Origin of the sequence: Salipiger sp. PrR003 (assembly GCF_010500785.1) — a bacterium.
Lineage (GTDB): Bacteria > Pseudomonadota > Alphaproteobacteria > Rhodobacterales > Rhodobacteraceae > Salipiger > Salipiger pacificus_A.
On the sequence record NZ_JAAGOV010000088.1, the window covers coordinates 1 to 10,953 of the forward strand.

At 61.7% G+C, this 10,953-nt stretch carries 11 protein-coding genes and 2 pseudogenes; 3 read left to right on the forward strand and 10 right to left on the reverse strand.

The genetic code is table 11. The annotated features are described in order from the left end of the window. Nucleotides 1-218: hypothetical protein (locus tag G0D83_RS27735; RefSeq protein ID WP_164197735.1), on the reverse strand; the 218-nt coding region annotated here is incomplete at its 3' end. Nucleotides 219-727: 509 nt separating this feature from the next. Further along, a pseudogene (locus G0D83_RS27740) lies at nt 728-1,762 on the reverse strand (IS110 family transposase). A gap of 13 nt (nt 1,763-1,775) precedes the next feature. Between G0D83_RS27740 and G0D83_RS27745 the strand changes: the two are divergent. Next, the gene (locus G0D83_RS27745; protein WP_164197736.1) at nt 1,776-1,934 is read left to right on the forward strand and encodes a hypothetical protein; all 159 of its coding nucleotides are present in this window, start codon (nt 1,776-1,778) and stop codon (nt 1,932-1,934) included. A gap of 332 nt (nt 1,935-2,266) precedes the next feature. On the opposite strand, the gene G0D83_RS27750 is transcribed toward G0D83_RS27745, so the two are convergent. The 3 genes from G0D83_RS27750 to G0D83_RS27760 form a co-directional block, all read right to left on the reverse strand. Continuing rightward, on the reverse strand, nt 2,267-2,584 hold the full coding sequence (locus tag G0D83_RS27750) for a hypothetical protein (protein WP_164197737.1): 318 nt from the start codon (nt 2,582-2,584) through the stop codon (nt 2,267-2,269). Nucleotides 2,585-2,693: 109 nt separating this feature from the next. Then, entirely contained in the window at nt 2,694-3,011 is a 318-nt protein-coding gene (locus tag G0D83_RS27755; protein WP_164197738.1) for a HigA family addiction module antitoxin, read from the reverse strand. Between the two features lie 9 nt (nt 3,012-3,020). Next, nucleotides 3,021-3,296: a type II toxin-antitoxin system RelE/ParE family toxin gene (locus G0D83_RS27760; protein ID WP_164197105.1), complete on the reverse strand. Its 276-nt coding sequence runs from the start codon at nt 3,294-3,296 to the stop codon at nt 3,021-3,023. 218 nt (nt 3,297-3,514) lie between these two features. Here G0D83_RS27760 and G0D83_RS27765 point away from each other — a divergent pair. Next, nucleotides 3,515-3,946 (forward strand): annotated as a pseudogene (locus tag G0D83_RS27765) (IS5 family transposase); the annotation flags it as partial. Between the two features lie 19 nt (nt 3,947-3,965). On the opposite strand, the gene G0D83_RS32590 reads toward G0D83_RS27765, so the two are convergent. After that, nucleotides 3,966-4,097, reverse strand: coding sequence for a hypothetical protein (locus G0D83_RS32590; protein ID WP_255455874.1), 132 nt, complete (start codon nt 4,095-4,097; stop codon nt 3,966-3,968). Nucleotides 4,098-4,759: 662 nt separating this feature from the next. Continuing rightward, entirely contained in the window at nt 4,760-5,851 is a 1,092-nt protein-coding gene (locus tag G0D83_RS27770; protein ID WP_164197739.1) for a LuxR C-terminal-related transcriptional regulator, read from the reverse strand. Between the two features lie 241 nt (nt 5,852-6,092). On the opposite strand from G0D83_RS27770, the gene G0D83_RS27775 reads away from it, so the two are divergent. Next, nucleotides 6,093-6,350, forward strand: coding sequence for a hypothetical protein (locus G0D83_RS27775; protein ID WP_164197740.1), 258 nt, complete (start codon nt 6,093-6,095; stop codon nt 6,348-6,350). 153 nt (nt 6,351-6,503) lie between these two features. Here G0D83_RS27775 and G0D83_RS27780 read toward each other — a convergent pair whose 3' ends face one another. The 3 genes from G0D83_RS27780 to G0D83_RS27790 form a co-directional block, all read right to left on the reverse strand. After that, entirely contained in the window at nt 6,504-7,415 is a 912-nt protein-coding gene (locus G0D83_RS27780; protein WP_164197741.1) for a hypothetical protein, read from the reverse strand. 944 nt (nt 7,416-8,359) lie between these two features. Further along, nucleotides 8,360-9,682, reverse strand: coding sequence for an HlyD family type I secretion periplasmic adaptor subunit (locus tag G0D83_RS27785; RefSeq protein WP_164197742.1), 1,323 nt, complete (start codon nt 9,680-9,682; stop codon nt 8,360-8,362). Then, on the reverse strand, nt 9,679-10,953 hold a 1,275-nt coding region (locus tag G0D83_RS27790; RefSeq protein WP_203595672.1), incomplete at its 5' end, for an ATP-binding cassette domain-containing protein. The genes G0D83_RS27790 and G0D83_RS27785, both read right to left, overlap by 4 nt.

The window sequence follows — 10,953 nt, forward strand, 5'->3', positions numbered from 1 at the left end:
TTCTGCGGAATGTCGCGGATCGCCGTATCGGTGCGCGTTGCCTGCCGGCCACTCTCGGCAACATAGCCGTTCTGAACCAGCGTGTCGTCGCTTTCCGCCTCGAGCACGAGGGTCCCGAGCTCAAACCCGGCGCCATCCTGCGCCATGGCACTCGTGGCGAGCATTGTGGTCGACGCCGCTGCATGACCGGCGAGCAGGGCAATTCGAGAAACAAGCATGGGAGCCTCCATCCTGGTGGCCTTGGCTGTTTTATGGCTGAGGCATCCTTTCTCACATCTTGACAGTTTTTGTCGGATAACTTCAATCCACCTGCTCAGATGACGACCTATTGTGGCATGGCGTTTGTATCTTTGTGGCAACAGGTCCTTGACAGGTGTGCTTTGGCCTGCCGTTCTGCTTTCCAAGCGGCGCGATCGGGAGCGGGGCCCCGAACTGCCAGCATGCGCGGCAATATGACCAATCGCGCCTATATCTTTAGACACAGGACTTCGGTAATGGGGGGCGTCCCAGTCAAAGGTTTTTGCGCACGTCGAATGCCCCGCCTAACCGCGGTTTTGTCCTTATAGCCGTTGATCGGTTTCCCTGTTCGGCGGCCAGACAAATGGACGAGGTCACGCAGGCTCGCATCATTTCAAGGACCTTTGCCGAACCCCGGATGCCCGGGTCTGCCATCATCGCCTGTTTCCCTCGCAAGCCAGCGCCGCCGTGCGAGCGGCGCTGATCCCTCTCAGGCGGCGGCCATGAATGTCGCGGGAGGCCTGTAGGCCTCTTCACGCCGGATCTTGGCCCAGAGCGCCCGCGCAGTCTTGTGCCCAACGGCCACCGAGGCGACATTGACCGGGCGCCTCCCGATCAGTGCCTGCAGCCAGGGGCGCGGTTTCACGCCGGGCCTGAAACTGGCGCCGACCAGCGACCGCGCGCCATGGATCGGCAGCGTTCGGAGATAGCGGTCCCCGTCTTTGCTGATCCGCCGGATATGTTCCCGGCTTCCGCTTGCGGAAATGCGCGACGTGAGGCCGAGCTAGGCAGCGAAATGGCGGGCCGAGGCGAATAGCGACGCATCTCCCACTGCAGCGATCAGCGCTGTCGCCGTGAGCGGCCCGACCCCGGGCGTAGTGGCCAGACGCTTGCTTGCCTCGCTGGTTTCGTGCCAGGCAAGGATGCCCCGGTCGACAGCGTCGAGCTTCTTCGTCAGATCATCGAGATGTTCGAACAGGACATCGAGCGCAGCCCTGGCTTCCCGCGGCAGGACATCTTCGGTCGCAGCCTCCATGTCCCGGCGCAGGGTCGCGATCCGGCATATGCCCTTGGGTGCGGTGATGCCGAACTCGCTGAGCAGCCCGCGCGCTGCATTCACGCTGGCAGTTCGCTGTCAGACCACGAGTGACCTGACAGGATGCAGGGTCAGCAGTCCCTGACTTTCCCTGGACTTGCCCGGGACAAAGCGCATGTTGGACCGTCCGATCGCCTCGCAGATCGTCTCCGCGTCGGCGGCATCGGTCTTGATCCGCTTCACATAGGGCTTTGCGTATTGGGGCGGGATCAGGCGAACCTCGTGGCCGAGGGCCAGCAGCTCCCGCGCCCAGTGATGGGCGCTCGAGCAGGCTTCCATGACAACAAGGCAGGCTGGCAGGCTTTCGAAAAAGGCGAGCAGCTCGCCGCGCCTGACGCGGAGCTTCAGCACAGAATTTCCGCGGGCATCAACTCCGTGGATCTGGAAAATGGACTTGGCGAGATCGAGGCCGATGGTCGTGACGGACATGGCAAGCTCGTGGTTGACGGCAAGTACCAGCCTACATCGCGGCGAGGTCGACGAGGTGGTCCATGCCATCAAGTGGCAGACGGCCAGCCGCTACGTGATGGTCGAGGCCTTCGCCCAGATCGACAAAGAGGAACTCGAGCCCATTCTCAGCATCAAAACGAAAGTCGCCTGATCATGCCTTCAGGCCATCCGGGAAATTTACACCAGCTTGGCGGACGTGACCCTGGATCAACGGGTCCTTCGACAGGAGGCGCGTATTGGCTGCGCATATCCGGCACGCGATACTTCCTCACTGCGGGAGTCGTCGCGGCACTTTGGCTTGCGCCTGATTTCTCTTGCGTTAAACGGAGCCTCTGAGACCTCAATCCTTACGGGAATACCTCCCCATGACGCTTCGTTTTCAAGTGATTGGAATCGCGATCGCAATCCTGGTTGGCCTCTTTTCTTGGGGAATGTCGGGTGTTTGGGAGGCAGTACAATGCCGTGAGGCGCGAAGTTTTTGGTTTAGCGAGCCGGACAACAATCAGCGTCATCAGCGCTTGATAAACGCATGTGGTTGGTGAGTCGTCCAACGTAGACGGGAAAGGCCGCCCTTCCGCGGACGGCGACCAGGCGAGCAAACATGGATATGTTAAAAAGCGCGATCTGTCTGACAGACACTTCGCTCAGGTGCCTGGCCAACGTGAAGAAGATCAAGCTCATGCATTTGCCGCCTTTTTCAAGGGGCGTGGACCGCAGCTGAACGGGCTTCAGTTTCCCAACCCCGGCAGAGAAAACCTCCGCAATCCCTCTTTTCCCATCCACCCCGCCAAGCTGGATCATCACATCAATGCTGTGCGCGCAGTCGCGGACTTCGTCGAAGCTCCGCTGAGCCCGGTGCCGCGGGAGAAACCACCGAGCCAGCAGCCAACTCGCTACGTCGCTATGGGATCTAGGTCGTGGCCGAGTTGTCGGGCGCGGCGCTCAGTGTCGGGATGGCCGACACATCGACGTCGCGGGTTGCATGCCAGGCATCATAGGCCCCCTGCATCCTGATCCAGACCAGTGGCGCGGTGCCGAATAGCTTACCAAGCCGCACGGCGACTTCCGGGCTGACGGGCTTCCGTTCGGCCAGCAGGTCATGCAGGTGCTGACGCGATATGCCCAGCAGCCGCGCGATTTCGGACTTGGATCTCCCGGTCGCGGGGATCACATCCTCGCGGAGCAGTTCGCCCGGATGCGTCGGGCAGCGGTTGGGGTTGCGGCTCATCCTCGCCTCCTAGTGATATTGCTCGTAGTCCAGCACATAGGCGTCGCCGTCGCGGAACTCGAAGGTGATGCACCACGGGCCGTTCACATGGACGGTGTAGCGCGTTGGAGTGTGACCTCGCAGACTGTGAAAGTCGAAACCCGGCAGGTTCATGTCTTCGGGAGCGGTGGCGGCGTCGAGCGCATCCAGGCGCCGCAGAATGCGGCTGTGCATGCGCGCGTCGATCTTTGACTTGCCAGTCTCCCAGAGGGCTTTCAGTTGCTTGTGCGCGAAAGTCTTGATCATGACTTTATGTAAGCTGATAGGTGACAGGTGTAAAGTGGTACCCTACAGGTTCACAGCCGCGAAAGACCTTTCGCGGCTGTGCAACGATCTTGCCGATGTGTTGAAGCTTTCGCCATCCCGCCGGAGAGGGTGCCCTCTACGCAGGTCACTGGGGCGTGTTGCAAAACTCGTCGGCTTCAGGGATTCACAACATGAAGCCAGTGAGTTAAGAGGCTTCCATGAAGAAGCCGGAGACCGCCCGCTACCGTACGACGAACTGGAAATCTTATAACGACGCGCTGAAGTGGCGCGGTTCTCTGCTTGTCTGGCTGGGCAAGGACATAACTTGGCTCGCGCCGAAGGCAGGCAAGCCCGGGCGCCCGCCCGTGTTCTTCGATGCGGCGATCCAGTTCTGCCTGATGGTGAAGGTCCTGTTTGGCCTGCCGCTCCGCCAGACTACCGGCGTGGTTTGCAGCATCCTGAAAATGGCGGGTCTGGAAGGGTCGGTGCCGGACTTCTCGACGCTCTGCCGTCGTCAGAAGACAATCAAAGTCAATCTTCCTGCCCGCCAGGCTCCGGGCCCTCTGAACCTCTTGGTGGACAGCACCGGCATCAAGTTTCTCGGCGACGGAGAATGGCTGGGCAGTAAGCACGGCATCGCAAGGTGTCGTCCGTCGCTTGCATGGCTGCTCAGGCAGCGTTGCTCATGAAGCTGATGACAGTCACCAGGACTGCGGCTCCAATGAGGAGCTCGAATGCCTGGGCACGGATCCAGCGGCGGGATTTTTGCTGTGCGGCGCGTTCGATTTCGAGCTGGCTCATGGTGTCGTCCTCCGGGTCTTCCTGGATTTTCGAGCAGATCACTTGCGGTCCCGCTCTGAAGACATGGATACCGCGCTGCATCGCCGAGGAGCAGCCCCGCACCGGGCTAGATCAGGGCGAAAAGGGAGGCACTCGATAACGCGGACGGAGAGGGCCCAGCCCGCGGGTATCTCGAACCTATCCTTTAGGATTGGTTTTCGGAGAGGCCGCGGGCCGCTGACCGGCTGGTTCCGCGCGCCGCGGCAGGCTGCGCGTACCGCATGCCGTGCGGGGTTAGGGCGAACCAACCGTCACAGGTCAGCCGCAGAAGGACATACGGTCTTACCTCGCGCTTACCGCCATCGCGAATGATCGGGCTACAGCAGGCTTTCCAGAAATTTCAATCGAATTGATTAAGAAGCTCAAGATCGTGTCAGGCATGATCGATGCAGGGTGGTCTCCGGATTAGCTCGCCTGCGAATCCATCTCTCCCCCACCGATCATTTGCTGAGCGGATGCCCGATAAGCTGTCGTTTGATCGAAATGCAGCATTGGTTGAGATGGCCTCCGGACTGCCGTTCGCCGCACATGCTAAGTTTGTGCTGCGACTGCGAAGCTGCCAGGGAGGATGGGCGAGATGCGGCAGACAGCCACGCACCGCCAACCCGCCGGTCCGTCCGGGCTCAGAGCAAGCCGAGCCTGAAGGCGATCGCGATGGCCTCGGGAATGGTGCGGGCACCGAGCTTGCGGCGAAGCGAGGCGCCATGCAAATCCACCGTTGGCAGCGCCAGCCCCAGCGCATGGGCGAGCTGGTCGCGCCGGTATCCCCGCGCCAGTCCGTCCAGCACGTCACGCTCGCGCGGGGTCAGCTGAACCGCCTCCTCGGGCGAGACGATGCTGTCGCGCAGCCCCGCGGGGTCTTCGGTGGTAACGATCACCAAAACCCGCCGCCCGCCCTCGTGCCGCGGCAGCAGGTTCAGCCGGATCGCCGGCAACAGCCGGCCATCCACCGCGCGCAGCCCCGGCAGATCGACGCTGCCGGCCGCGCTCGTCCTCTGGCCGGTGGCCGCCGCGACCCGCCGCCGCAGCGCCTCTGCGCCCGGACCGGCGATGGCGAGGCTACGGTCGTATTTCACGATCAGCCGCGGATGCAGCGACAGCAGGGTCTCGGCCAGCCCGTTGATGCGGATCAGCCGGCCCTCGTGGTCAAGCTCGAAGGTCGGCACTTCGTCGCGCAGGCTGCGGTCGGGGGCGGCGATCTCGCGGATGCCAGTGCGGAGCAGCTCCCGCCGGATAGCATGCATGCGCCCGAGATCCGCGGCCTGGCGATTGACGTAGCGCATGTCCGCATCGCTGAAATCGCCCGCGGTCCTGCCCTTGTGGAATGCGGTGGCGACGATTCCGTCGCGGGTCTTCTGGATCAGCCCGGCACACCAGAACCGATCAAGCCGGTTCTTGACGATATACTCGTTGTACATGGCGCTTTTCTCGAATGTCGCGGCACTGACGAAGCGCGACAGGCGGAACGCGCCCTGTCCGATCTTGTCGTCGCTGACCTGCGCCATCCAGGGGTCATCCTCGAGAAAGGCGTTATAGTCCGAGTTCGCCTCGGGCTGGGTGCCGGCGGTGATTTCCTGAATGTCGCCGGGATGCAGCCAGAAGAACATGGCCGAGGGCACGTCCAGCGCCCGCGCCAGTCGCCCCGGCAGGGTCTCGAACAGGGACTGGTCCAACGCCGCATCGTAGATGTCGTGATGGGTGAGAGTGGAACTCATTAAGTACACCGATTGCCGCAGGTTCAGTCTGCAAACTGCGGCGCCGTCCGTCAATTCACTTGCCGGTCGTGGCACTGGCTTGAGCCAATAGATTGGAAAATGGAAATTTTCTGATCAGGCCTGATCAGACGAGGCCGCCGGGGGCGACCTAAGGTTTCCTATAGGTAGACTGCCTCGCACGATGCTCCAAACTCTTCGCGCGCTCCGACAGGCGCAGGGAAACAGGAAATCGGGGGATTCGATGTCGCAGGATCGGAAATTGGAGACCAGCTTCGACGGGCATGAGGTTGCGGGCTTGCTGCACGCGCTGAGCCATTATGAAACCTACTGGTCAGCGCTGGTTCTGAGTGCCGATCACATGAAGGGCAAGGGGGTTAGCCAGGAGTTGGTCACCGCTTGGCGCGAAGCACGTATGCTGCGACGCCGCATCGAGCACGAGGCCGAACAGCACCAGTTCGCCGAGATGGACGTTGGGCCGGCCTCGATGGATGTCTACTGACCAACCCCGCGACGTGTTCCATGCAATGCAAGCGGCAGGCGAAAGAGCCGGTGACGTGAGACCGAGCAGTTGAATTGCTCGAGCACCAGAGGGGCATGGTCTGCGTGTGAGCGCAATGCCGGGCTTCGGCCGAAGCTCTCAACCTGCGGAAAGTCAGAAACTGACCGCGAGCCCCAGCGCGTAGCCCTCGAGATTTTCACCCTTGGTGTACCGAAAGACTGCGCGGGCCGTGGTGACCCAGGGGATTTTGGTCTCCGAAACATCTATTTCGGCGCCCAGGCCGACCTGCGCGATCCATGGTGAATTGAAGATCTCTTCCTGATCGCCGCCATAATGGCCGAGTGAGAATTCCCCCACAGCGCGGATTGGCCGTCCAAATGCCGTCTCGCGCGTGGGGATCCGAATCCGGGACCATAGCGCCGTCGTGATGGCCTCGGCACTGCCCACCACGTCCCCGTCGCCCCAGATAGGCTCGAGGTAGAGATAGTTCTGGCGAAGGGTCACATCGACTTCCCAGTCGTTCTCCCACTTGCGGTTGTAGTCGAGCACCAGAGCGGTTCCGAGTCCCCCCGCCGTCAGGTTGCCGTCCAATAGGAAGTTCACATCCTTGTCGAGCTTCTTGCCGACATAGAACGCGCCGAGCGTGGCGTCGCTCGCAATGGTGCCGAGTGCAACCATAACAAGGGGCCTGAGCGCAAGAGTCTCTGTCAGCCTGAAGTCCCAGCCGATCGCGCCTGAGGCTGCGAAGCTGTTCCAATTCACAGGAAGCCTGCGCTGTTCGGCTCCAGAGGATGCGATGAAGACCGGATCATAACGGTTCCAGCCCAGATAGCCTTCCAAATAGAGCGGAATTTCATCACTGAAGGTGAAGCCGCCGCCAAGTTGTCCTGCCCGGAAGTCCACGCCCCTGTCAGGCCGTCTGCCGGTGTCCAGAGTAAGCGTGCTTGCAGTTTCGCTGGGCACGGCTGCCAGCCCGAGGAGCGCAAGGGCACCCGAAGCGCGGCTCTCGATCGACCCGCCGACAATGTCCACCAAGGGCTGTGCATGCGCCGCGCGGGGGCTCAAGGCGATCTCGCAAATTACGAGGAAGGCCCATGACTTGATCAACCACGCAGATTGCAATGCCAATCGTCCACATGAGCCTGGCGGGCCCAAATATCACTCGGTCTGGCACGCACGTACCAACTCGCGGAAAGCTTTATGTGACGCAGGCGACCGGTCAATTAACTTTCGACGATGGAACGAAAATTCTCATCCGACATGATCCTGCTCGGCGACTCATCTTGCCTTGATCTCAAAATTTGCGTCTCAGAGACGAACGTTACCTTGCAATGGGTGTGGTGATCAAAAACGGTAGGGGGAATTGGGCAGTGCATGCTATGGTCGCTTAGAGCGCGGTCGATCCAGAGGACGGCGGGACGGATCTAACCTTGGCCATCGGGAACACACCTTTGGATGTTCCTATCTTGATCGTTCCGCGCTCGCCACGCCCTCGCACCAGTTCGCACTGTCAGCCTGGTAGTCGTCGGGCGCCACCCGAGGCGGTGCACTGTTTCCTCAGAATTTGAAGTGCAAGTTGCGCTCTTGGGAAACTTTCCGGGAACTCGGCTCGAGGCCGGACAGCGGGTTTGGCTTTGAGATGCTTCCGATGCGCTGAATAAGACCTGCGCTTCTTGATGGAACCTTTATTCTAGGCGTGAACGTTTTGCCCTCTGGCCCGCGCTATTTCGCCTAGTACTTCTTGCACCTGATAGTTGTATTGACCGCACAATGTGCAGCTTTATGTTGTTGCATGGAGACGCCACTCACGGATCCACAATACAGCGAGGCGCAGCCGAGGTTTGCTGCGCCTCGGGTCCGCCCCTCCAAGCCAGTCTACCAATCTATGCATTTGGCATCGCCGCGACCAATCCGCGGATTTCACCTATGGTTGAAATCGGTTATCGGGTCGCGCTTCATATGTTGACGCTTCACTTCGTGAATTTCGGGACTCGAGTTTCAGCACCTGGTCACCGCTCGCGCAGCGCTTCGGCGCGGGCCTTGCGCAACGGTTTCAGCAGATAATCCAGTAAAGTTCGTTCGCCCGTCAGGATATCTACAGAGGCAACCATGCCCGGCTTGATCTCAAGGGTCTGATCGCCGCGGCTCAATGTCGAGGTCGCGGTCTCGACGATCACCGGGAAGTAGATTTCTCCACTCGCCTCGTCGGTCATCGCGTCGGCTCCGATGCGCGCAACGGTCCCGTCGAGGGCGCCGTAGATGGTAAAGTCGAACGAGGTGAGCTTTATGCGTGCCGCGAGGCCCGGGCGAACGAAGGCCACGTCTTCGGGACGAAGACGCGCCTCAACTTGGAGCATGTCGTCAGCCGGTACAATCCGCAGCACTTCCTCGTCGGGTTTGATGACCTCGTCGACGGTATTTACATTGAGCTCGGTGACGATACCATCCACCGGCGCACGAAGGTTCGCGCGAGCAACGGCGTCCGTCGCGCGGCGGATGGATTCGTCGATAATCTCCAGTTGGTTCCGGATTTCTGCTCTCTCGGCGGTGACCTCGGCGCGGCGGTTCAGCGCTGCCTCTTCGAGGCGCGCTTCGCCCTCGCGCAGGGCTGCACGGGCTTGCACGAGGGCGACTGTTTGCCCGTCGCGCGCCTGCAGCAGCCCAGATCTTTCGCGTTCGAGCGGAAGCATCTGTGCCCGAGGGACGACGCCGGAGCTGGTCTTGAGGTCGATCTCCTCGTTCAGAAGTGCGAGCCCTTCGGCATTGCGCTCAATGGCAGATTGCAGCTTGCTGATCTCCTGGGTCGCCTGATCCACTTGTGCTTGCAGAACGGCACGCTGGCCCATGTAGGCGGCACGCCTGCTGGCAAGCAGAGCGGCTTCGCGCAAGGCAAGCGCAGAGGCCGGATCGAGCCCGGTGAGGCCAAAGTCGAGCTCCTCGGCGCCGCGCGCCTCGGACTCGAGCATAAGGCTGCGGGCGACAAGCGCATTGCGCTGTGCCTGAAGCTCGCCGAGGCTCGAAGAGCTTGTTGTGTCGTCGATCCGCACGAGGATGTCGCCCCGCGTGACCTTGCTCCCCTCGGCGACATGGATTTCGCGCACGATGCCGCCGTCCAAGCTTTCAACGATCCGCGCGCGGCCTGATGGCACGACACGTCCGGGCGCGCGGGCGACCTCTTCGATATGCGCCAAGGCAGCCCACAAGATGCCGCTGCCGGCCAGGATGAGAACGAGCAGCAACGCGAAGGTTAGCACACGGGAGGGACGGTGGAGGCGCGCCGCTGCCGCACCGGGCGCGAAGTCTTGGAGTTGCCAGCTCCGGTCCGCACTCATGACCGCGCCCCGCCAGCAAGCCTGTCCAAAACCTCGCTCTTGGGTCCATCCTGAACAAGTTTACCCTGATCGAGGACAATCAGCCTTTCGGTCAGGGCAAGAAGTCCCATGCGGTGGGTCGAGACGATGAGGGTCATCGGGCGTCGGTCCAGTACAGTTCTAAGGCGCTCGACGAAAAGCTGTTCGCTGGCCTGATCCATGGCAGAGGTCGGCTCGTCCAGAACCAGGATCTTGGGGCGCATCAGCAGTGCACGCGCCAGCGCAACTAACTGGCGCTGCCCCCCTGAGAGGTTGCTGCCGCGCTCGGAGATGCGCATGGCGAAGCCATCTGGGTGCTGCGCTGCGATCCGATCCGCGCCAGCCTCCCGGGCGGCGCTCAGGATGTCACTGTCCCGCGCACCCGGCACCCCGAAAGCGATATTCTCCGCCAGAGTTCCGGAAAAGAGAACGGCGTCCTGGGGAACCAATTGGATGATGGATCGAAGCTGGGCGCTGTCGATTTGCTGCAAGTTGATACCGCCAAGGCAGACTAGTCCGCCCGTCGGGCGATAGAGCCCTGACATCAGGCGCACGAGACTGCTCTTGCCAGCGCCGACGGGCCCAAGCACGCCGATATGTGCGCCGTCCGGAATTTCGAGCGTGATCGTGTCGAGCGCGTCCATCGACGCAGCCGGATACCGCAGGCACGCAGCGTCGAGCGTCAGCGCGCCTTGCAGGTTCGTCGCATTCACTGCGGACAGGCGCGGCGAGGCATCGGACTCGAGGCTCATAAGCGTATCGAGGCTGCGCAGCGTGGCCATGGCGTAGCTGCTGCGCAGGAACAAGCTGGCGAGGGCACCACTGGGCGCAAGCGCTCGGCCCGAGAGGATCACCGCTGCAATCACCGCACCCATGGTGATATGCCCCTCAAGGGCCATGTAGACCCCGATAATGACAATGCCGATAGATGAGCATTGTTGAACAAAGGCGGTCGAAGTAGTGGCGAAGGTCGCGAGCGTCCGGCTGCCCTCCTGCGCCGTGGCGCTTTCCAGGACCTGACGTTCCCAACGGCCCTGCATGCGGCCGTGACCGGAAGTCGCCTTGAGCGTCTCGAGCGCTGTAATGGCTTCGACGGCCACGGCGTTCTTGACGCCGCTGCTGTGCCGCGCCCGGTTGGCGGCCCGGCGTAAAGGAATGAGGATCGCCAGACCTATAAGACCCCATGATCGCGTTGCAAGGTGATTAGGTCGGCGGTCTCTCCCACGGCATTCTGCATGCGAGGGTTGCTCCGG

Coding starts and splice junctions, on each gene's coding strand:
- G0D83_RS27760 (WP_164197105.1), bottom strand. CDS start 3,296: ATGATCAAGACTTTCGCGCACAAGCAACTGAAAGCCCTCTGGGAGACT.
- G0D83_RS27785 (WP_164197742.1), bottom strand. CDS start 9,682: ATGAGTGCGGACCGGAGCTGGCAACTCCAAGACTTCGCGCCCGGTGCG.
- G0D83_RS32590 (WP_255455874.1), bottom strand. CDS start 4,097: ATGAGCCAGCTCGAAATCGAACGCGCCGCACAGCAAAAATCCCGCCGC.
- G0D83_RS27755 (WP_164197738.1), bottom strand. CDS start 3,011: ATGAGCCGCAACCCCAACCGCTGCCCGACGCATCCGGGCGAACTGCTC.
- G0D83_RS27770 (WP_164197739.1), bottom strand. CDS start 5,851: ATGAGTTCCACTCTCACCCATCACGACATCTACGATGCGGCGTTGGAC.
- G0D83_RS27750 (WP_164197737.1), bottom strand. CDS start 2,584: ATGATCCAGCTTGGCGGGGTGGATGGGAAAAGAGGGATTGCGGAGGTT.
- G0D83_RS27775 (WP_164197740.1), top strand. CDS start 6,093: ATGTCGCAGGATCGGAAATTGGAGACCAGCTTCGACGGGCATGAGGTT.